Consider the following 21653-nt stretch of genomic DNA (forward strand, 5'->3'; position numbering starts at 1 on the left):
CGAACCGCTCCCGACGCCAACAACCAGAGATGGCGGCCCGAATCGATACTTTTTTGATGCGCGGTGTCGGGCGCGCGGGGCGCACCGCGATCCGCGCTGCGGCGCAGCAAGAAGCTTTCTCCCCGAGGGAAACGGCCCGCGACGGCCCGGATTGCTGCGCTGCGGAAAGCCGGGCGTCTCGAGGCCGTGCGGGCGTCAAGAATTCATAGGTGTTTTCCCGCCCCGCAAGCCCCGGCGCGGCGCGCGGCACACTCGCAGGCCATGACGACATCCACTGCTTCCTCCTCTGCTCCCGCCGCCGGCCCGCTCGCCGGCCTCAAGGTCATCGAGCTCGGCCAGCTGATCGCCGGCCCCTTCGCGGCCCGCACGCTGGCCGACTTCGGCGCCGAGGTGGTCAAGATCGAGCCGCCCGGCGCGGGCGATCCGCTGCGCAGCTGGCGGCTGATGAAGGACGGCACCTCGGTCTGGTGGCAGGTGCAGTCGCGCAACAAGCGCTCGCTGGCGCTGGACTTGCGCGAGGCCGAGGCCCAGGCCATCGTGCGCCAGCTCGCGGCCGAGGCCGACGTGCTGATCGAGAACTTCCGCCCCGGCGCGATGGAGGGCTGGGGCCTGGGCCCCGAGGCGCTGCTGGCGGCCAATCCCGCGCTCGTGATGCTGCGCATCAGCGGCTATGGACAGACCGGTCCCTACCGCGACCGGCCCGGCTTCGGCGTGGTGGCCGAGGCCATGGGCGGGCTGCGCCACCTCACGGGCGAGCCGGGCCGCGTGCCGGTGCGCGTGGGTGTGTCGATCGGCGATACGCTGGCCTCGCTGCATGGCGTCGTCGGCGTGCTGATGGCGCTGCAGCATCGCCACGCCACCGTGAGCGCCGAGCATCCGAAGGGCCTGGGCCAGGTGGTCGACGTGGCGCTCTACGAGGCCGTCTTCAACTGCATGGAGAGCCTGCTGCCCGAGTACGGCGCCTTCGGCGCGGTGCGCGAGGCCGCGGGCAGCGCGCTGCCGGGCATCGCGCCGACCAATGCCTACCGCTGCGCCGACGGCGGCTACGCGATCGTCGCGGGCAATGGCGACAGCATCTTTCGCCGGCTCATGGGCTGCATCGGCCGGCCCGATCTGGCGGCCGATCCCGCGCTGGCGAACAACACCGGCCGCGTCGCGCAGGTGGAACTGCTCGACGCCGCCATCGGCGACTGGGCCGCGAGCCGCACCGTCGACGAGGTGCTGGCCGCGCTCGATGCCGCGCACGTGCCGGCCGGGCGCATCTACACCATCGCCGACATCGCGGCCGACCCGCACTACGCGGCGCGCGGCATGCTGCAGCGGCTGCGCATGGACGACGGCAGCGAGCTGTCGGTGCCGGGCTTCGTACCCAAGCTCTCGCGCACGCCGGCCGCGCACCGGCTCAACGCGCCCGCGCTGGGCGCGGACACCGACGCGGTGCTCGAGGAGATCGGATTGACCGCCGGCCAGATCGCGGCGCTGCGCGAGCGCGGGATCATCGGCGGGGCGTGAGGGACGCCGGCGCTCAGCCGCGCAGCGACTCGATCAGCGCGATGTACTGTTCCTTGGCCTCGTCGCCGCTCAGGCCCTTGCGCGAGGTCCAGGCATCCCACTTGGCGCGCGCGACGATGTCGCTGAAGCTGGGCTTCTTGGCCGTGTTGTCGCCCTCGGTCGCCTGCTTGAACAGGCCGTAGATCTTCAGCAGCGTGGGGTTGTCGGGGCGCTCGGCCAGCAGCTTGGAATTGGCCTGGGCGGTCTGGAAGCGTTCGTCGAGGTCGGACATGGCGGGGGATACGTAGGTGGGTGGAAGGAGTCGGGCATCTTACTGACCCGACAGTCACCCGCGTTCGAGCCCGCGCCGCGTGAAGGGCCTCAGGTCGTGGTCTGCACGTGCAGCCGGCTCGACTTGCAGCGGTGCAGCGCGCGGTAGTGCTCGAGCGGCCTTCCGTTGAGCCCGTAGGCGATCGATTCGATGCGCAGCAGCGGCTCGGGCGCGGGCAGGTTCAGCAGCTCGCAGGTCTGGGCGTCGGGCAGCACGGCGTCGATCCAGCGCTCGGCGCGCACCAGGCGCAGGCCGTACTGGCGGCGCAGCACGTCGTAGAGCGAGCGGTCTTCCAGCCGGATGCGGTGCAGGCCCGGCGCCATGTCGGCCGGCACCACGGTCTCGACCAAGAGGCGCAGCTCGCCGTCCACGCTGCGCAGGCGCTTGAGCGCGACCACCTGCGTGTCTTCCGTGAGGCCGAGCGCGCCGGCCTCGAGGGCGGTGGGCAGGCGCAGCTCCTGGGTCAGGATCTGGGTGCGCACCGAGCGGCCCTTGCGCTCCATCTCGTCGGAGAAGCCCAGCACGGTGGAGACGAAGTCCTCGTCGCGCTCGCGCGCCGCGACGAAGGCGCCGCGGCCCTTGATCTTGTAGATGAGGCCGTTGCGCACCAGGTCGGCCAGCGCCTCGCGCACCACGATGCGCGAGATGCCGTACTGGTCGCCGAGTTCGGCCTCGGACGGCAGCTTGGCGCCGATCGGCAGTTCGCCCTGCAGGATCTGCAGGCGGACGGCGTCGCGAAACTGGGCCCACAGGGGCGATTCGGAATTCCGGTCGAGGGCGGGCGCGGTCAAGGTCGGGCTGTTCACGTGAGGACGGGCTTCGAGGCCATCAATGATGCATCCAAAGGGGAGTCCGCTGCCGGGGCGGCGGTCTGCAGGCGCACGCCGTGGCGTTCGCGCAGCGCGGTGGCGCAGGCATGGAGCTCCTCGCGCTGGCGCTGCGCGTCCCAGCCCAGGGCCTCGGCCGCGATGCCGGCGATCTCGGCCAGCGCGGCGTCGGTGACCTGGCCGCGGATCGCCAGCAGGGTGCGGCGCACCACCAGGTCCGACAGGTGGATCACGCCGGTCTCGAGGCACAGGTAGCCGAGCTCGGCCACCGAGTAGTCGGGCGCATGCCGCAGCGGCAGGTCGCCCGAGGCCGCGAGCCGCTGCGCCAGCGGCAGCGCCTTGGCGCCGTAGCGCGCGAACAGCGCCTGGGCGCGGCGGCGGCTCGCGCCGGTGGCCATCAGGCGCTCGAGCAGGCGCTCGGTGGCGGCCGCGTCGGCCGGGAACTCGGCGCCGCCGCCGATCGGCAGCATGTCGGTGGAGGCGGTGCGCGCGCGGCCGAGGTGGCGCAGCACCGCGTCGGTGGCCTCCTCGGCCAGTGCGCGGAAGGTGGTCCACTTGCCGCCCACCAGGCAGACGATCGGGATGTCGCGCGTGGCGTTCGGCGGATCGACGGCCACCGAGTGGTCGCGCGAGATCTGGCCCGGCTTGTCGGCATCGGAGCGCGCCAGCGGCCGCACGCCGACATAGGTGTAGACCACGTCGGCCGGGTCGAAGGCGAGGTTGGGGAACACCTCGCGCAGCACCTCGAGCAGGTAGTCGACCTCCTCGGGCTCGGTGGCGATCTGGTCGGGGTCTTCCACCGGGATGTCGGTCGAGCCGACCAGCACGCGGTCGAGGAAGGGATAGACGATGCACACGCGTCCGTCCATCGCCTCGAAGTAGGCCATGCGGCCGTCGAGCGCGTCGCGCAGCGCGGGGTGGTCGAGCACCAGGTGCGAGCCCTTGGTGCCCATCACGCGCGGCCCGCTGCCGCCGAGCACCGCGGTGCTGCGGTCGAGCCAGGCGCCGCTGGCATTGACCACCGTGTCGGCCGTCACGCGCACCAGCTCGCCCGTGATCTCGTCGCGCAGGGTGAGGATGTTGCCCGCGCAGCCCATCACGCGGCAGTGGTTGACGGCGGTGGAGCGCGGCTGGTCGCGGCAGGCGTCGGCGATCAGCTCGAGGATCAGCCATTCGGGATGGCTGATCCAGGCGTCGAAGAAGGTCGCGGTCCAGCGGATCGCCGCGCGGAACAGCTGGCGGTCGCGCGGCGGCACGCGGTCGATGCGGTGGCCCGGCATCACGCGCTGGCGCCGGCCCAGCAGGTCGTACAGCCGCAGCCCCAGCGCCACCGCCAGCAGGCCGCGCGTGCGCGGCGAGGCCGGCCGGCCGAGGAAGCGCAGCGCGCTGCCGAGCATGCCGCCGAACAGGCTCGCGAGCGGCACCACCGTCTTCAGCGGCTTCACCAGGTGCGGCGCGTTGCGCAGCAGCAGGTTGCGCTCGCGCGTGGCCTCGGCCACCAGCGAGAAGCTGCCGTTCTCGAGGTAGCGCAGGCCGCCGTGGATCATGCGCGAGGGCGCGCTGCTGGCGCCGGCGCCGAAGTCGCCCTTGTCGACGATCAGGCAGTCCACGCGCTGCAGCGAGAGGTCGCGGAACACGCCCACGCCGTTGATGCCGGCGCCGACGATGACGGTGGAGAAATGGCGTCCGGCGAGCGAGGCGGGACGGGTGAAGGGCAGTTGCCAGGCGCTCATCGTGCGGAGTCCGGCATGCGGGTGGTGCCGGTGGTCAGGGTGAAGGCCGGTGCGAGGCTGTCGAGCAGCGCATCGAAGCCGGCCAGGAAGTCGGCGCAGGCCGGGATGTCGCCCGCTTCGGGCGCGAGGGTCTCGCAGGGCGCGAGCAGGTGGGCGTTGGCGCTCGCGTCGAGGTCGAGGCCCTGCGAGATGGCCGCATAGAGTGCGGCGCCGCGCGCGCCGGTCTCGTCGTCGCCGCAGCGCGCGACCGGCCGGCCGAGGAAGCCGGCCAGCAGCCGCGCCAGCCGCGCGTCGCGCGCGCCGCCGCCGAGCATGGTGAGCGCCCCGGGCAGCAGGCCGTGGGCCGCGAGCCGGCCCAGGTGGCGCGCATGCAGCGCCACCACCGCGTCGACCACCGCGCGCGCCATGTCGGCGCGGCCATGGTGGCTGCGCAGGCCGACGAAGCCCGCGCTCGCGCCCGGCGGCGCGCTGCCGCCGTTGACGAAGGGCAGGAAGCGCACGCCATGCGCGCCCAGCGGCGAGCCCATGGCGGCATCGATCACGGCCTGCTCGCTGCCGAAGCCCAGCGCCTCGGCGGCCCAGGCGATGTTGGCCATCGACGAGGGGCTGTTCTCCATGTAGAGCCGGCGCTCGGCCGGCCCGAAGTTCACCACCGCGGCCACCGGCGGCTTGGGCGCGCCCGCGGGCGTGGCCGGGCCGATCGCGGCGTTCACGCTCCAGGTGCCGAACACCGCCACCGCATGGCCGCGCGCCTCGGCGCGGATCGCGGTCATCGAGGCCAGCAGGTCGATCGCGCCCATGGCCACCGGCACGCCCGCGGGCAGGCCGCAGGCCGCGGCCTGCGCGGGCAGCAGCCGGCCGAACACCTCGCCGCTGGGCACGATGCGCCCGAGCGTGCGCGGCGACAGGTCCGACAGGCCCGCGGCGTCGAAGGCCTGCTGCGACCAGCGGCCGCTGGCCAGCGACACCAGCCCGGCGGTGCTCGCATCGCTGAGGTCGGTGGCGGCCTCGCCGGTCAGCAGGAAGCCCAGGTAGTCCTTGGCGAACAGCAGGCGCTGCAGCTCGCCGCGCTGCACCGCGTCGTGGCCGAACAGCTCGGCCGCGATCAGCGTCGGCTGTCCGGGCCAGGGCCCGCAGCCCACGTCGTCGAACAGCGCCGCGCCGTGGCTGCGTGCGAGCTTCAGCGCACGCGCGGTGGCGCGCTGGTCGGTGGAGGCGACCGCGCTGCCGCCGACCAGCCGGCCGGCCGCGTCGAGCGCATAGAGGCCGGCGCCGTGGCCGGTGCAGCCGATGGCGCGCACCGCGGCGGCCAGCGGGCCGAGCTGGCTCGCGATGGCGCCGAGCACGCGGCCCAGCGCCGCATGGATCGCCGCCTCGGCCACCTCGCAACCGCCGCCGGGGCGCCGGTCGTGCGGCAGCGCGGCGCGCGCCAGCGCCACCGTGCGGCCGCTGTCGGCATCGAGCGCGAGCGCCTTCAGGCTGCTCGACCCCATGTCTATACCCAGGTAGATGTTCGTTGTCATGTCATAACAGCTTCGGGCAATTTGCTTCAGATCGCAGTAGCGTTTCCCCTAGTATTCCGGGCAAAACGAGCCGCATACATTCTGACCTGTCATGACAACGTGCATGGCGACTAGAGATCCAAAGCCACCCGCCAAGGCGGCCCATCTGCCAGGTCAGAGCAACACGAGGAGACAGAAGTGAGAAGAGATTTCCTGAAGTCCGCGGCGGCCGCCGCAGCCACCACCGGCCTGGGCCTGGCCGGCTCCAGCGCCTTCGCCCAGCAGCCCGCCGCACCGGCCGCCACCGGCCTGCGCGGCAACCCGAACGACGTCTACGTGATGAACGTGATGGTCTCGGGCGTCGAGTACTGGTTTCCGGTCTACGAAATGATGAAACAGCTGGGCCGCACGCTGGGCGTGCGCACCCGCTACACGGGCACGCCCGAGTACGACGTGAACAAGCAGCTCGCGTCCTTCGAGCAGGAACTCGCGCGCAAGCCCGCGGGCATCCTGCTGCACCCGATGAACCCCGACCCGTTCATCGAGCCGATCAACCGCGCGGTGGCGGCGGGCATCCCGGTCGTGACCTTCGCGGCCGACTCGCCGAACTCCAAGCGCGCCTCGTTCATCACCTCCGACAACGACCGCGAGGGCACGCAGGCGGCCGACGCGATCGCCGCCGCGCTCGGCGGCAAGGGCGAGTACGCGGTGCTCGAGAACCCGGGCCAGGACAACCACGACCGCCGCATCGCCGCCTTCGTCAACCGCATGAAGACCAAGCACCCGGGCATGAAGCTCGCGGGCCGCGCGGCCAGCAACCAGGACCCGAGCAAGGCCTACCAGGCGGTGCTGAGCCTGGCGCAGGCCAACCCGAACCTGGGCGCGCTGTTCATGCCCGAGGCCAACTCGGCGCTCGGCGCGGCGCAGGCCAAGATCGAGTCGAAGAAGAACATCCGCGTGATGTGCTGCGACGTCAACGCCAAGATCCTCGACATGATCAAGGCCGGCGACGTGTTCGGCGCCATCAATCCCAACCAGGGCATGCAGGGCTACATGGGGATGATGATGCTGTTCCTGGCCAAGAACCCGCAGCTCATCGACCCGATGAACGACGCCAAGCGCAACGGCACCAACCCGATGTCGGTGCCCTTCCTCGACAACGGCCTGTCGGTGGTGAGCAAGGCCAACGCCGACGACTTCTACTGGGACAAGTACCTGGCGCGCCGCGGCACCAAGGGAATCGGCGAGTGAGCGACGACCCGAAGCCGCTGCTCTCGCTGCGCGGCATCAGCAAGCGCTTCGGCGCTTCGCGCGCGCTCTCGGGCGTGGACTTCTCGCTGCGTGCCGGCGAGATCCACGCCCTGTGCGGCGAGAACGGCGCCGGCAAGTCCACGCTGATGAACATCATCGACGGCATCCACCAGCCCGACGAGGGCACGATCGCGCTCGACGGCCTGGATGTGCGCATCGACGGCCCGGCCCATGCCATGCGGCTGGGCATCGGCCTGGTGCACCAGGAGATCGCGCTGTGCGGCGACGCCACCGTCGCCGAGAACATCTTCATGCCCGAGATCAACGCGGGCGGCCGCGCCTTCATGGACTACGGCGGCCTCAACGCGCGCGCCGCCAAGGTGCTGCGCCGGCTCGGCCAGGACATCGACCCGGCCGCGCGCGTCGACGAGCTCGGCATCTCGAGCCAGCAACTGGTGGAGATCGCCAAGGCGCTCACGCTCGACTGCAAGGTGCTGATCCTCGACGAGCCCACGGCCGCGCTCACCGAGCTCGAGTCGGCCGCGCTGTTCCGCGTGCTGCACGACCTCAAGGCGCAGGGCATCGGCATCATCTACATCAGCCACCGCATGGCCGAGATCTTCGCCAACTGCGACCGCGCCACCGTGCTGCGCGACGGGCGCAACGTGCACTGCGGCCCGCTCGCGGGCACCACGCCCGACGAGCTGGTGCGCCGCATGGTGGGCCGCGACCTCGGCAACTACTACCCGCCGCGCGCCACGCTGCCCGAGGCGCCCGAGACGCTGCTGCAGGTCGACGACATCGCCGACGGCGAGCGCGTGCAGGGCATCTCCTTCGCGCTCAGGCGCGGCGAGATCCTCGGCATCGCGGGCCTCATGGGCGCCGGGCGCAGCGAGCTGGCCGAAGCGGTGTGCGGGCTGCGGCCCGCGCGGCGCGGCAGCGTGCGCCTGCGCGGCAAGACGCTCGCGATCCGCAAGTACGCCGACGCGCTGCGCCACGGCATCGCCTACCTCAGCGAGGACCGCAAGGCCGCGGGCGTGTTCCTCGACCTGCCGATCGCGCAGAACGTCTGCGCGATGGCGCTGCGGCGCGTGAGCTCGCGCTTCGGCCTGATGGAGCGCGCGGCCGAGCGCAAGCTGGCGCAGGACCTCGGCGCGCAGCTCAACCTCAAGTCCGACGGCGTGGCGATCGAGGTCGCGAGCCTGTCGGGCGGCAACCAGCAGAAGGTGGCGATCGCCAAGCTGCTGGCCACGAAGCCATCGGTACTGCTGATGGACGAACCCACGCGCGGCGTCGACGTGGGCGCGAAATCCGAGATCCACCACATCCTGCGCGCGCTCGCGAACCAGGGCGTGGGGGTGATCGTGATCTCGTCGGAACTGCCGGAAATCATCGGCCTGTGCGACCGCGCGCTGGTGATCCGCGAAGGCCGGCTGGCCGGCGAGCTCGGCACGGCCGAGATGACGGAAGAGGGCCTGCTGCGGCTGGCCTCGGGACTGGGCGAACAGGAGATGCAGTGAGCTACCAATTCAGAATGGACGGCACCAACCCCGCGAGCACCGCCGGCACCGGCGCGGCGGCGGGGGCCAAAGGAGACGCCGTGAACCTACCCTTCCGACTCGGCAGCATGCGCGAGGCCGGCCTGCTGCTGATCATCGCGGTGCTGTGCGTGGGCATGAGCTTCGCGTCGCCGTACTTCCTCACCTGGGAGAACATCCGCGCGATGCTGCTGTCGTTCTCGATCGAGGGCATCGTGGTGGTCGGCATGACCATCCTGCTGATCGTGGGCGGCATCGACCTCTCGGTGGGCTCGGTGGTGTGCCTCGCGATGGTGATCACCGGCAAGCTGTTCCTCATGGGCGTCGACCCGTGGCTCGCGAGCGCGATGGCGATCGGCGCCAGCGCGATGATCGGCGCCATGATCGGCGGCTGCGTCACGCGCATCGGGCTGAACCACTTCATCGCCTCGCTGGCCTTCATGGTGATCGTGCGCGGGCTGTGCCTGGCCTTCACGCAGGGCACGCCGCAGTCGCTGTTCTCGCTGCCGGCCGAGTTCAAGTTCATCGGCCAGGGCACGCTGTTCGGTATCCCGGCCGTGATCCTGATCTTCGTCGCGATCGTCGCCATCAGCGACTTCGTGCTGCGCCGCGCCACCCTGCTGCGCAAGGTGTTCTACGTCGGCAGCAACGAGAAGGCCGCGCTCTATTCGGGCATCCGCGTGGGCCGCGTGAAGTTCTGGGTCACGGTGCTGTGCTCGGCCTCGGCTGGCCTGGCCGGCGTGATCTACACCGCGCGCTTCGGCGCCGCCACGCCCACCTTCGGCATGGGCATGGAACTCAACGTGATCGCCGCCGCCGTGATCGGCGGCGCCAGCCTCAAGGGCGGCTCGGGCACCGTGCTCGGCGCGGTGCTCGGCCTGGCGCTGCTGTCGGTGGTGACGAGCTCGCTGATCCTGCTCGACGTCTCGCCCTACTGGCAGGACGTGATCAAGGGACTGATCCTGCTCGTGGCCGTGACCATCGACCACCTGCTCAACGTGAGGAAGACCAAGAGATGAAGACGACGACGCTGGGACCGTCGGGCATACGCTGCTCGGCGATCGGCCTGGGAACCTGGGCCATGGGCGGATGGATGTGGGGCGGCGGCGACAACGCGGGCGCGACGCTGGCGATCCAGGCCTCGCTCGACGCGGGCGTGACGCTGATCGACACCGCGCCGGCCTACGGCCTGGGCCGCTCCGAGCGGCTGGTGGGCACCGCTCTCAAGGGCCGGCGCCACGAGGCCGTGATCGCCACCAAGTGCGGCCTGGTGTGGCACACGCAGAAGGGCACGCACTTCTTCGAGGAGGACGGCCATCCCGTCTACCGCTACCTCGGCCGCGATGCGATCGCGTACGAGGTGGAGCAGAGCCTCGCGAACCTGCAGACCGACTACATCGACCTCTACATCACGCACTGGCAGGACGCCACCACGCCGGTGGCCGAGACCATGGGCGCGCTGCTCGACCTGAAGAAGCAGGGCAAGATCCGCGCGATCGGCGTGAGCAACGTCGATGCCGCCACGCTCGCCGAGTACCTGCGCCACGGCCCGGTCGACGCGGCGCAGGAGCGCTACAGCCTGATCGACCGCGAGATCGAGGCCACGCTGGTGCCGCTGTGCAAGGAGCATGGCGTGGCGGTGATGGGCTATTCCTCGCTCGCGCTGGGCCTGCTCGCGGGGCCGATCGATCCCGCGCGCGCCTTCACGGGCGACGACCAGCGCGCGAGCAATCCGCGCTTCAGCGCCGACAACCGCGCGCGGCTCGCGGCCTTCTTCGCCGACCTCGAACCGCTGCGCGCCGCGCTGGGCTGCTCGTTCTCCGAAATGATGATCGCCTGGACGCTCGAGCACGGCGCCGTCTCGCTGTCGCTGTGCGGCGCGCGCAACCGGCAGCAGGCGATCCAGAACGCCGCGGCCGGCACGCTCGCGCTCGGCGCCGACGCGCTGCTGCAGATCGATACCGCCGCGAAGCGGCACCTGGGTGCGCTCGGCTGAGACGCGTCCCGCCCCCTCGAACCATCTTCCACCTTCAAGGAGTTCTTTCGTATGTCGAAAGGCAAAGAGGTCCGCATCGCCCGCCTGCTGAAGGCCGGCCGCGGCCTGGACATCGCGCTCGATCACGGCGTGTGCAACGAGCCCAGCTTCCTCGACGGGCTCGAGGACATGCCGGGCGTCATCGACCGCCTGGTGGCCGCGGCGCCCGATGCGATCCAGCTCAACTACGGCCAGGCCGACCTGCTGCAGTTGCGCCCGGGCCGCGAGCGGCCGGCGCTCGTGATGCGGCTGGACATGGGCAATCCCTACAACGCCACGCGCCACCGCTCGATGTGGGCCGTGCTGCAGAACGAGCACGACCCCGTGCTGCCCGCGGTGCAGATGGACGCAGCCTGCGTGGTCGTCAACCTGTTCATGCTGCCCGATGAGCCCGAGCTGTTCCGCCAGTGCGTGCAGAACATCGCGCGCGTGCGCGCCGACTGCGACCGCTACGGCATGCCGCTGATGATCGAGCCGCTGGTGATGCAGGCGCATGGCGCGGGCCGCGGCGGCTACATGGTCGACGGAGATGCCGAGAAGATCGTGACCCTGGTGCGGCTCGCGCGCGAGATGGGCGCCGACATCGTCAAGGCCGACCCGACCAGCGACCCCAGGGACTTCCACCGCGTGGTGCAGGCCGCGCGCTGCCCGGTGCTGGTGCGCGGCGGCGGCCGCGAGGACCTGCAGCAGGTGTTCGCGCGCTCGCGCGTGCTCCTTGACCAGGGCGCGGTGGGCATGGTCTACGGGCGCAACGTCTACCAGCACGCCAATCCGTCCGCGGTGGTGAGCGCGCTGATGGCGATGATCCACGAGGGCGCCAGCGCGGAAGCGGCCTGGGCCCTGTACGAATCGGGCGGCGCGGCGCGAAGCCCATAGCGCAAAGGCTGCGCGGCTTTCGCGCGGCTTCCGGCGAACAGGTTTTTTTTGCCACGGCAGGCGATGCCCGTCGCCCGCCGGGGTGCGCGCTGCGCGCGCATGTCGTGATTCGAGCCAGAGAAGAACGAGCCAGCAGATTCCCCTGCGAACTTCCAACAACACTTGGAGGCAAACGATGAAGATCCGGTATTACCTGATGGCATTGATGGTGCCGTTCGTCACCCTGTTGACGCACGCGGCGATCACCGGGGTCAGTCCGATGACGACCCTCGGCAACATGGCGACCGCGGTGTCCGAGGCCGTCGCCGATCCCCTCCCGCTGCAGGGGCCGGGGCTGGGCAACCTCACCTACACCTCGGAGGAACTGTTCAAGCCGGTGTCGATGATCACCAGCCCCGCGCATCCGCTCGACCCCGCGCACAGCAACGCCTACGAGTCGCGCGAGGTGCCCGCCACCTATCCGGGCCGCAAGGACTACGGCATGAACGCCGGCATCATGGTCAACGGCTATTTCCTCACGTCCTTCGCTCCCGACAGCGGCCTCGGCCCGGGCGGCTTCCTGCTGTACGACGTGTCGAACCCGCGCCAGATCAAGCTCGTCAAGAAGATCTACGAGCCCGAGGCCCGCACCAAGGAGTTCCGCGAAACCCACTCCTTCGGCACCGCGAAGATCGGCGACAAGACCTACGTGGTGCTGCCCAGCATCAACGGCGTGGAGTTCTGGGACTTCACCGACGTCAACGACATCAAGCAGGTGAAGAAGCTGGCGCTGCCCGGCGTGAATGGCGGCGACTACGAGAACGTCGCCTGGCAGCTCTGGTGGCAGGCGCCCTATCTGTACGTGGCTTCGGCGGGCCGGGGCATCTTCATCGTCGATGCCGCCGACCCCGCGAACGCCGTGCTCGCCAACCGCGGCGCCGGCAAGTCCAACCCGGTGTCCACCGGCGAACTCGGCGGCTTTCGCATCGGCCCGATCTTCACGATGGGCAACCACATGGTGCTGACCGCGATGGAGAGCAACGGCGGCTTCGCGAGCCTCGACATCTCCGATCCGCTCAATCCCAAGGTGCTCGACTCCATCGTGGGCAGCACGCCGTTCTACTACGCGACCTGCTTCGACGGCCGGAACCTGCATGTCTCCACCCGCAACAGCGGCGCGAAGATGTACAGCTACGACCTGAGCGACCGCTCGAAATTCGTGGCCGAGGACAACCGCCTGGTCATCGACGAACAGCTGTACTGCGCCACGCAGGACCACTACGTGATCCAGGGCGCGCAGACGCGCATCCACAAGGTCGACGTGAGCAATCCGCTCAATCACGTGGAGGTGGGCCGCGGCAGCATCCTGCGCGAGGACGATCCGAACTTCTCGCATTCGGACAACGGCCAGGTCGCGATGTTCGGCAACCTCGTGTTCGTGGGCAACGACCACGGCTCGGGCAGCGGATTCGTCGTGCACCAGGTCGACCCCGACACCACCCGGCCCGAGGTCAAGCAGGTCTCCCCCGCCAACGGCGCGAAGCAGCAGGCGCTGACCTCGCGCATCGGCCTGGGCATGACCGACAACATCCGGCCCGAGAGCGTCAATGCCAACACCTTCATCGTGCGGCCCGTGGGCGGCAACACGCTGGCCGGCACCTACAGCGTGCAGCTCGGCATCGTCAACTTCCATCCGACGCAGCCGCTGCAGCCGGGCACCAGCTACGAGGTGTTCCTGCCGGCCAACGGCGTGAAGGACTATGCGGGCAACGCCATCGGCGCCGACTTCAAGTCCACCTTCAACACCGGCAACGCGGCCGAGGTGGGCCTGAGCTATCACTGGGCGCTCAACGGCAAGCTCAGCGACCCGATCTCGAACAACGACGGCACGCCGGCATCCGGCGACGCCTTCGAGAGCATCGGCCTGAACTTCGCGAACCGCGCGGGCGGCGTGCAGCTCAAGAACGACGGCGTGGCCACCGTGCTGGGCGGCACCGCCTCGCTGAGCTTCTACATGAAGACCACGCAGAACGGCAGCGCCAACGCCTGGACCGCGCCCGGCATCTTCGGGCGCGACCAGTCGGGCGGCGCCGACGACGTGTTCTGGGGCTGGCTCGACAACACGGGCCGGCTCAACCTGTCGGTGGCCAACGCGGCCACCAACAACCCGGGCACGCGCTCGACCTCGCCGGTCAACGACGGCAACTGGCACCACGTGGTGCTCACGCGCGACGCGGGCTCGGGCGCGCAGACCATGTACATCGACGGCGCCAAGACCAGCTCGACCGGCCTCACCGGCGTGAAGGGCCTCGCGAACAAGTTCCAGTGGCTGGGCCAGATCCAGGGCAATGCCGACTTCTTCAAGGGCACGCTGGCCGACGTGCGGGTGTTCAGCCGCGTGCTCGGCGACGCCGAGGTCGCGACCCTGCGCGGCCAGGCGGTCATCGGCGACCCCGGCATCGGCAGCGGGCCCAAGGTGGTCAACGGCGCGCTGAACTTCAACCCGGCAACGCTCGGCAGCGGCGGCGCGCAGTTCCGCTGGAACTTCGGCAACGGCACCGTCACGGCCTTCTCGAGCCAGGCCGGCTACAGCTACACCTACACCACGCCCGGCCACTACACCGTGACCCTGACGGTGAAGGACAGCGCGGGCCGCGAGACCTACTACACCTACAACGTGACCATCATCGCGCCCGTCACCGCGAGCGCGCCGCGGCACACCGGCAACATCGCGGGCGACGCGAACCGGGTCTACGCGGTCAATCCCGACAGCGGCACGGTGGCGGCGATCGACGCCCAGAGCCTGGCCAAGCTGTGGGAGGTGTCGGTGGGCAGCGAGGCCAAGACGCTGGCGCTCGGTCCCGACGGCCGGGTCTGGGTCGCGGTGCAGGGCGAGGACAAGCTGGTGGCGCTCAACGCCGCCGACGGCAGCGTCTCGGTCACCGTGCCCTTCGACTACGGCAGCGGTCCCTACGGCGTGGTCTTCACGCCCGACGGCACCAAGGGCCTGCTGACGCTGGAGAGCAAGTCGCGCCTCGTGAGCTTCAATCCCTCCACCGGCGCGGTCACGGCCACCCTGCCGCTCGACGGCACGGTGCGCGGCATCGCGGTCACGGGTGATGCGCAGATCGCCTACGTCACGCGCTTCAAGTCGAAGATGACCGGCGGCGAGCTCTACAAGGTCAACCTGGCCTCGATGAGCACGCTGCCGACCATCGCGCTGCCGGTGGACACCACCACCGTCGACACCGAGGCCGGCGCGCGCGGCGTGGCCAACTACCTGAGCCAGGTCGTGATCTCGCCCGACGGCAAGCGCGCCATCCTGCCCTCGAAGAAGGACAACATCGTGCGCGGCCGCTTCCGCGACGGGAAGGACCTGGTGCACGACCAGACCGTGCGCTCGATCCTGTCGCAGGTCGACCTGCAGTCGGCGGCCCACGTGGCCGGCGAGCAGATCGACTTCGACGACCGCGCGCCGGCGCGCGCCGCGCTGTTCTCGCCCGCGGGCGACTACATCTTCGTGGCGCAGATGGAAGGCAACCGGGTCGCGATCGTCGATTCCTACACGCGCTCGGTGCGCGGCGAGATCGACACCAGCAGCGCGCCGCACGGGCTGTTCCTCGATGCCGCGCGCAAGCGCCTCTACGTCAACAACTTCCTCGCGCGCTCGGTGTCGGTGCACGACGTGGCGGCGGTGCTGGCCTCGGAGAGCAACGCGGCGACCTTCCTGCGCAACGTGCAGACCGTGGCGACCGAGCCGCTGGCCGCGGCCGCGCTGCGCGGCAAGCAGGTGTTCTACAACGCGGCCGACCGGCGCATGAGCAAGGACAACTACATCTCGTGCGCGAGCTGCCATGCCGATGGCGGCGACGACGGCATGGTGTGGGACTTCACCCAGCGCGGCGAGGGCCTGCGCCGCACCATCAGCCTGCAGGGGCGGCGCGGCACGAGCCACGGCAAGCTGCACTGGACGGCCAACTTCGACGAGGTGCAGGACTTCGAGAACGACATCCGCAACGAGTTCGGCGGCACCGGCTTCCTGAGCAATGCCGACTACGCGGCCACCTCCAATCCGCTGGGCACGCCCAAGGCCGGACGCAACGCGCAGCTCGACGACCTCGCGGCCTACCTGTCGTCGCTCGACAAGTTCATGCGCAGCCCGGCCCGCACGGCCGACGGCAACCTCAGCGTTGAGGCCGCGCGCGGCCAGACGGTGTTCAACACCGCGCAGTGCGCCACCTGCCACACCGGCGGCACCTTCCGCGACGGCCAGCGGCACGACGTGGGCACGATCCAGCTCTCGTCGGGCAAGGGAAGCAACCAGCCGCTGGCGGGCGTGGGCTTCGACACGCCGACGCTGTCGGGCACCTGGAGCGTGACCTCCTTCTTCCACAACGGCCAGGCCGCCTCGCTGCAGGCGGTGCTCGACAGCGGCCACGGCAACGCCAACGGCCTGCCGCCGGCCGACGTGGTGGCGCTGCGCGAGTACGTGCGTTCGCTCGACACCGCGCCGCCGCTGGTCGCGCGCATCCGCTCGGACAGCAGCAACCTGTGCGTGAACATCAAGGGCGTGTCGACCGCCAGCGGCGCCACCGCGGTGCAGTGGCCCTGCGGCAACGACGCCAACGAGAAGTTCACCGTGACCAGCAGCGGCGGCTACGTGCAGTTCGTGGCGCAGCACAGCGGCCTGTGCCTGGCGCAGAGCGGCAACGCGACCACCAATGCGGCGGTGGTGCAGCTGGCCTGCACGGCCGGCAACGCGACGCAGTGGACGGTGGTCGGCTCGACCCTGCGCAACCGCGCCTCCGGATCCTGCCTCGACGTCCCGAACGGATCCACCACGCAGGACACGGCGCTGATCACCTGGACCTGCAACGGGGGCAACAACCAGAACTGGACCCAGCTGCCTTGAGCGGGCGGCCGGTAGCGCGCGGGGGCGGTGTTACCGCACCCTGCGCGCTTCGGTCCACACCACGATCAGCAGGCCGGCCAGCACCATCGCGAGCCCCGCGAAGGCCCAGGGGCCCGGGCGCTCGTGCAGCACTACCAGGGCGAGCCCGAAGGCGGTGACGGGCTCGGCCAGTGCCAGCGTGACGCCCGAGGCGCCGGAGATGTGCCGCAGCGCATGGCTGAACAGCAGGTAGGCGATGCCGGTCGACACGAGGCCCAGGTAGGCCACGAGGACCCAGCCCGCGGGCGTGGCCGAGAAGGGGCCGGAGATCAGCAGCGCGGCCGGCATGGCCGCCACGGAGGCCGTCGCGAAGAGCCACAGCGTGACCGTCGCCGGCGGCGACCGGCGCACCAGGCGCTGGCTGACCAGCGTGTAGGTCGCATAGCAGAGCCCCGAGCCCAGGCACAGCGCCAGGCCGCCGAGGTCGACGCGCGAGCCATCGCCCGATCCCGACATCACCATCAGGCCGCCACCGCCGATCGCGAGCAGCGTGCCGGCCCACCAGGCCGGCGCGGGCGGTGTGCGAGACACGAGCGCCTGCAGCAATCCGGCCCAGGCCGGCCCGCTGCCCACGGCGATCGCGGTGCCGATGGCCACGCCCGTGGCCCTGACGCCCGCGAAGAAGCTCAGGTTGTAGCCGGCCATGCACAGGCCCGCGAGCAGCACCCAGCGCCACGTCGGCCGCGCCATCGACAGCGCGACGCGCTCGCCGCGCTGCCGTCGCCAGCCGATGAAGGCCGCGAAGAACAGCGTGGCGATCGCCATGCGCAGCGTGCCGATCCAGAAGGGCGACGTGTCCAGGGGCGCGAAGCTCTGGGCGGTGCCGGTCGTGCCCCAGAGCGCGGCGGCGGCAAGCACCATGGCGGCGCCGGTGAGGGAAGCGTGCTTTGTCATGCGCGCATCCTCCAGCGCCGCGACCGCGGCAACTGTCGAGAGACTCTCGACCTCGTCAGCCCGCGCGCGCGTGCCGGGCGCCCGACTGGCGGTCGCGTCGCAATGCGAAGCCGAGGGCGCTGGCCGAGCGGTAGCCCGTGCGCAGGGCGGTCGCTTCGAGCGGCAGGCCGCCGCGCAGCAGGCGCTGGGCGGCGTCGAGCCGGCGCGCGCGCAGGTAGGCCTGCGGCGACAGCCCCGTCAGTTCGAGCAGCCGCGCATGGAAGCGCTGCGGGCTCAGGAAGAACAGGGCCGCCATGCGCGCGGTGTTCCAGGGCTCGTGCAGCGCGCCGCCGAGGGCGGTGTCGAGCCGTGCCAGGTCGATGCTGCGGCGCGCGAGGATGGAGGGCGCCTCGAGCACGTGCGCCAGGTGCTGCGCGGCCCGGGCCGGATCGACGTCGTTCCTGCAGGCGGCCGTGACCGCGAAGCGCCGGATGCGGTCGACGCCCGTGGCGGGGGGCGTGTCGATGACCACCATGCGCACGCCGCGCGGCGACATGAAGGTGTGGGCCACGCCCGCCGGAATGATCATTCCGCAGGAGGTGTCGGTGAAGGCGGCGCGGCCGCCGATCTCCAGCTCCATGCGGCCGTCGAGCGCGAACATGATCTGCGCGTGCGCATGGTCATGGCCGGCGTATTCGCCGGCGTAGCTGCGCACGCTGTAGGCGATCCCGGGGACGAGCGGACTGTGCATGCCCGCGATTGTGCCCAGGCCTCGCGAACCCCGGCGCGCCGACGGCCGGGTCAGCGTTCCGGCCAGCGCTGCGGCACCCGGCGCAGCTTCGCGAGGTCGTAGCCCAGGGCCTCGATCTTGCGCAGCGCCTGCGCGTAGGCCTCGGGCGCGAGCTCGGGCGTGCGTGCCATCAGCCAGACGTGGTCGCGCTTGCTGCGCGCGACGATGGTGCTCTGGTAGTCGGGCGAGACGTCGGCGATCAGGTACTCGGCCTGGATCGGCCAGATGAACTGCATGCCCCAGACCGCGTTGCCGGTGCCGGGCCGCACGGTGGCCACCGGATGCAGGGTCTTGACCGGCGCGTCGAAGCTGCCGTCGCGGTAGTGGAAGTCGGTCTGGATGCGGCCGTCGGGCCGCAGTGCGTAGGACTCGACGGCGTTGAACGCGTTCTTCTCCGGAAAGGTCGGGATGTTCGCGATCACGTACCAGTCGCCCATGAAGCGCGCGATGTCGACCGCCGGCAGCGGCGCGATCGTCGGTGCCGGCGTGGCGCAGGCCGTGAGCGCGGCGCACGCGCACAGGGCGAGCCAGCCGAGCGGGTGCCTGGGGCGCGCCGCGGGGGCGCGTTCGGGGTGGGGGTGTGGAAGGCGGGTCATCCGGTCAGTACGCGGCGGCGAGCCGACTGGATCCCCTGCCCGTGGCCGCAACCTATTCGGAGAGCCCGGCGCGTGCGAGCTCCACGTCCAGCCGCTCCTTGGCGTCGGCCGGCTGGAGCGCCGCGGCCTTCTCGTAGAGCCGCGTGGCCTCGCCCATGCGCGCGTCGCCATGCAGCATCAGCAGCGCGCGCGCGTATTCCATCAGCGCGCTGGCCGAATGCGGATGCAGCGCGATGCCGTGCTCGAACAGCTCGACCGCGGTCTCGGCGCGCACGCCATAGGTCATGCGGCCGACCAGCGCGCCGACCTTGTCGATCACCTCGGCATGGAAGGCGCCCAGCGCGACATGGGCGTCGGCATGGCGCGGCTCGAGCGCGATCACGCGTTCGAGCGCCTCCTTGAGCCGCGTGCCCAGGCCCTGCGCGAGCGCGCGCGCCACGCTGATGCCCTGGCTGTAGCGGCCCATCGCGTAGGCCTGCCAGTACAGGGCCTGGCAGTCGTCGGGCTCGGCCGCGGCCCGCGCGCCCGCGCGCTCCACCACCTGGCGGAACATCGAGAGCCGCACCGCCTCGCGCGGCTCGAGGTAGTTGGCGTAGATCGCGGTCGCCTGGTTGGCCAGCGCGAGGCCTTCGGCGCCGTGCAGCAGGCCGATGGCCGCGGCGCGTTCGAATTCGCCGCTGTGATAGAGCGCCCAGCCTTCGGCCAGTGCCGCGTTGTGCTCGGGGGCCGGCATCGCGTGGCCGGCATGCAGCCGGCTCCAGTGCGCGATCAGGCTGCTGGCATCGAAGCGCGGCACGTCGGCGTAGGGCAGGGGCGCCCACGGGCCGGCGTGGCCGGAGGCGCCGCCGGCGGGCGCGGCGGACGTCGGCGGGAGCGGTTTGAAATCGTGGGGGGACATGGTTCAGGCAGCCAGATCGGCGGGGGGCGCGGTGGGCGGGCTGCTGGCGGCATCTTCGCCGCCGTAGGCCCGGCCCAGTGTCAGCAAATGGCGCCGTTGCTCGGCGCCCAGGTAGGGCGCGAGCTGGTGCAGGGTGTGGCGGGCGCCGCGCAGCAGCGCGGCCTGCGCATGGGCCGGCTCGAGCGCCTGGCGCGGGTTGCGCACGTACTCGTAGCTGAGCCAGTAGGTCAGCACCACCACCATGCTCTGCGCGAGCGTGTCGACCTCGTGGGCGTCGATCTCGAGGTGGCCGGCGCGGCCCAGGCCGGCGATCAGCTGGCGCATCGCGCGCACCTTGTGCTTGAGCACGAGCTGGAACTGGGTCTCGAGGTGCCGGTTCTTGCTCAGCAGGTCGTTGAGGTCGCGGTAGAGGAAGCGGTGTCGCCAGATCAGCTCGAACAGGCTGTGCATGAAGAACCAGGCGTCCTCCACGTCGTGGATGCCCTCGCTCGCATGGAGCAGCTCGCCGAGCTCGGTCTCGTAGCCCTCGTAGAGCTTGTTGATCAGCTCTTCCTTGGCCGGGTAGTGGTAGTAGAGGTTGCCGGGACTGATGTTGAGCTCGCCGGCCACGAGCGTGGTGGAGACGTTCGGCTCCCCGAAGCGGTTGAACAGGTCCAGCGCGGCTTCGAGAATGCGTTGTGCAGTGCGGCGTGGCGCTTTCCTGGCCATGTCGGTGCTCCCGGGTTGTCTCTTGGAAACACTCTAGCGCAGGAACGCCGCGCGAAGCGCGCAGGGGGACATTGATTTGCGGGGCACTGCGTTTGTGCAGTGCGGCATGCGCATGACGTCGTGCTACGCCTCTTCGCGCATTCGGCGCCGGAATCGGCCGCTTCGAGGCCGGAAAGCGGCTTTATTCGGTGCCGCTCGATTTGCTGCGCCGCACCGTGGCCTTGCGTGCCGGTGTCTCGGCCGACTTGGCGTGGCGCGCGGCGCGGGCACCGCGCGCCGGACTGGCGGCGGGTTTCGCGGCGCCGCGCAGGGCGGCCAGCTCGGCCTCGAGCGCCGTCACGCGTGCCTGCAGCGCGGCCACCTCGGCCGGCGGCGGCATGCCGAGCTTGTCGAGCGCGCGCGCCACGCGTTCCTCGAAGATGTTCTCGAGCTTGCCCCACTGGCCCGCGGCCTTGGTGCCGAACTCGTTCGCGAAGCCGGCCATGCGGGCATGGGCCTGCGACAGGGTTTCCTCGGCCGCCTGCTGGGTGCGCTTCTGCATGCCGGCGCCGTCCTTGACCAGCGACTCGAAGGCCTTGCTGCCCTCCTGCTGCATCTTGGCGAAGGCGCCGAGGCCGGCCAGCCAGATCTGCTGCGCGGAATCCTTGATGCGGTCGGAGGTCTTGTCGAAGCGGTCGTCGTCCTGGGTGGCCATGTGCGGTCCGAATGGAGGAGGGAGGGGGAGGGGCGGTCTGCCGGAAACCGCCGAACTCTAGCCGCGCGGGCCGCGCGCGGTTAGAGCCTTTTGCCTATTCAGGTCTTTGGCGGACCGCTCAGGGGTTGCCCGAGGCCGCGCGGCTCGCGTCGAGGTGCGCCCGCGCGCGCTCGGCCAGCGCCATCTCGCCCGGCGTGCCCGGCACGTAGGCCTCGACCGGCAGCGGCCGGCCGTGCGAGTCGACCGAGACGAAGACGATCAGGCACTCGGTGGTCTTCTCCATCGCGCCGCCCTTCATGTCGCCGCTGCGCACCTCGACCGAGATGTTCATGCTGGTCTTGCCGGTGTAGGCCATGCGCGCCTCGACCTCGACCAGGTCGCCGATCATGATCGGGCGGTGGAAGCGGATGCTGCCGATGAAGGCGGTGACGCAGTAGCGCTTGGCCCAGCTCGTGGCGCAGGCGTAGCCGGCCTCGTCGATCCACTTCATGACCGTGCCGCCGTGGACCTTGCCGCCGAAGTTGACGGTGTTGGGCTCGGCGAGGAATCGCAGGGTGATGGAAGACATGCTGTGCCTTTT

At 70.8% G+C, this 21653-nt stretch carries 18 protein-coding genes; 7 read left to right on the plus strand and 11 right to left on the minus strand.

Annotated elements, in window-relative coordinates; translation table 11 throughout:
• The first annotated feature begins 261 nt into the window (after positions 1–261).
• Complete coding sequence (locus tag ACEN9J_RS22940) at positions 262–1512, plus strand: CaiB/BaiF CoA transferase family protein (RefSeq protein WP_413762144.1); 1251 nt, start codon at positions 262–264, stop codon at positions 1510–1512.
• Positions 1513–1525: 13 nt separating this feature from the next.
• Here ACEN9J_RS22940 and ACEN9J_RS22945 read toward each other — a convergent pair whose 3' ends face one another.
• The 4 genes from ACEN9J_RS22945 to ACEN9J_RS22960 form a co-directional block, all read right to left on the minus strand.
• Positions 1526–1783: an acyl-CoA-binding protein gene (locus ACEN9J_RS22945; protein ID WP_057592544.1), complete on the minus strand. Its 258-nt coding sequence runs from the start codon at positions 1781–1783 to the stop codon at positions 1526–1528.
• A gap of 89 nt (positions 1784–1872) precedes the next feature.
• Positions 1873–2628 (minus strand): GntR family transcriptional regulator, encoded by a 756-nt coding sequence (locus tag ACEN9J_RS22950; protein ID WP_093354236.1) that lies wholly within the window; start codon positions 2626–2628, stop codon positions 1873–1875.
• Positions 2625–4382, minus strand: a complete 1758-nt coding sequence (locus ACEN9J_RS22955; RefSeq protein ID WP_413762145.1) for a glycerol-3-phosphate dehydrogenase/oxidase — start codon at positions 4380–4382, stop codon at positions 2625–2627. Before ACEN9J_RS22955 ends, ACEN9J_RS22950 begins: the two co-directional genes overlap by 4 nt.
• Complete coding sequence (locus ACEN9J_RS22960; protein WP_413762146.1) at positions 4379–5905, minus strand: FGGY family carbohydrate kinase; 1527 nt, start codon at positions 5903–5905, stop codon at positions 4379–4381. The genes ACEN9J_RS22955 and ACEN9J_RS22960 overlap by 4 nt, the downstream gene beginning before the upstream one ends.
• Positions 5906–6082: 177 nt before the next feature.
• Here ACEN9J_RS22960 and ACEN9J_RS22965 point away from each other — a divergent pair, with 177 nt between their 5' ends.
• From ACEN9J_RS22965 to ACEN9J_RS22990, 6 genes are all read left to right on the plus strand, one after another.
• A complete protein-coding gene (locus tag ACEN9J_RS22965) occupies positions 6083–7135 on the plus strand; it encodes a substrate-binding domain-containing protein (protein ID WP_057592540.1) in 1053 nt (350 codons plus the stop codon).
• Positions 7132–8655: a sugar ABC transporter ATP-binding protein gene (locus ACEN9J_RS22970; protein WP_413762147.1), complete on the plus strand. Its 1524-nt coding sequence runs from the start codon at positions 7132–7134 to the stop codon at positions 8653–8655. The genes ACEN9J_RS22965 and ACEN9J_RS22970 overlap by 4 nt, the downstream gene beginning before the upstream one ends.
• A gap of 107 nt (positions 8656–8762) precedes the next feature.
• Positions 8763–9692: an ABC transporter permease gene (locus ACEN9J_RS22975; RefSeq protein WP_208509805.1), complete on the plus strand. Its 930-nt coding sequence runs from the start codon at positions 8763–8765 to the stop codon at positions 9690–9692.
• Positions 9689–10669, plus strand: coding sequence for an aldo/keto reductase (locus tag ACEN9J_RS22980; protein WP_057592539.1), 981 nt, complete (start codon positions 9689–9691; stop codon positions 10667–10669). Before ACEN9J_RS22975 ends, ACEN9J_RS22980 begins: the two co-directional genes overlap by 4 nt.
• Before the next feature lie 51 nt (positions 10670–10720).
• Positions 10721–11584, plus strand: coding sequence for a class I fructose-bisphosphate aldolase (locus ACEN9J_RS22985; RefSeq protein WP_057592538.1), 864 nt, complete (start codon positions 10721–10723; stop codon positions 11582–11584).
• 175 nt (positions 11585–11759) lie between these two features.
• The gene (locus tag ACEN9J_RS22990) at positions 11760–16475 is read left to right on the plus strand and encodes an RICIN domain-containing protein (RefSeq protein WP_413762148.1); all 4716 of its coding nucleotides are present in this window, start codon (positions 11760–11762) and stop codon (positions 16473–16475) included.
• A gap of 30 nt (positions 16476–16505) precedes the next feature.
• On the opposite strand, the gene ACEN9J_RS22995 is transcribed toward ACEN9J_RS22990, so the two are convergent.
• The 7 genes from ACEN9J_RS22995 to ACEN9J_RS23025 all read right to left on the minus strand — a co-directional run bounded on the left by ACEN9J_RS22995 (position 16506) and on the right by ACEN9J_RS23025 (position 21641).
• Positions 16506–17408, minus strand: coding sequence for a DMT family transporter (locus tag ACEN9J_RS22995; protein WP_261212343.1), 903 nt, complete (start codon positions 17406–17408; stop codon positions 16506–16508).
• A 55-nt stretch (positions 17409–17463) separates the two neighbouring features.
• Positions 17464–18138: a helix-turn-helix domain-containing protein gene (locus ACEN9J_RS23000; protein WP_413762149.1), complete on the minus strand. Its 675-nt coding sequence runs from the start codon at positions 18136–18138 to the stop codon at positions 17464–17466.
• A gap of 50 nt (positions 18139–18188) precedes the next feature.
• Positions 18189–18773 (minus strand): lipocalin family protein, encoded by a 585-nt coding sequence (locus ACEN9J_RS23005; protein WP_413762150.1) that lies wholly within the window; start codon positions 18771–18773, stop codon positions 18189–18191.
• Between the two features lie 52 nt (positions 18774–18825).
• Positions 18826–19671 (minus strand): hypothetical protein, encoded by an 846-nt coding sequence (locus ACEN9J_RS23010; RefSeq protein WP_172705849.1) that lies wholly within the window; start codon positions 19669–19671, stop codon positions 18826–18828.
• A gap of 3 nt (positions 19672–19674) precedes the next feature.
• On the minus strand, positions 19675–20379 hold the full coding sequence (locus ACEN9J_RS23015; RefSeq protein WP_413762151.1) for a TetR/AcrR family transcriptional regulator: 705 nt from the start codon (positions 20377–20379) through the stop codon (positions 19675–19677).
• A gap of 181 nt (positions 20380–20560) precedes the next feature.
• Positions 20561–21073, minus strand: coding sequence for a phasin family protein (locus tag ACEN9J_RS23020; RefSeq protein WP_413762152.1), 513 nt, complete (start codon positions 21071–21073; stop codon positions 20561–20563).
• A gap of 118 nt (positions 21074–21191) precedes the next feature.
• Complete coding sequence (locus ACEN9J_RS23025; RefSeq protein ID WP_203203155.1) at positions 21192–21641, minus strand: acyl-CoA thioesterase; 450 nt, start codon at positions 21639–21641, stop codon at positions 21192–21194.
• Between the last annotated feature and the right edge of the window lie 12 nt (positions 21642–21653).

Origin of the sequence: Variovorax sp. Varisp41 (genome assembly GCF_047325085.1) — a bacterium.
GTDB lineage: Bacteria > Pseudomonadota > Gammaproteobacteria > Burkholderiales > Burkholderiaceae_C > Variovorax.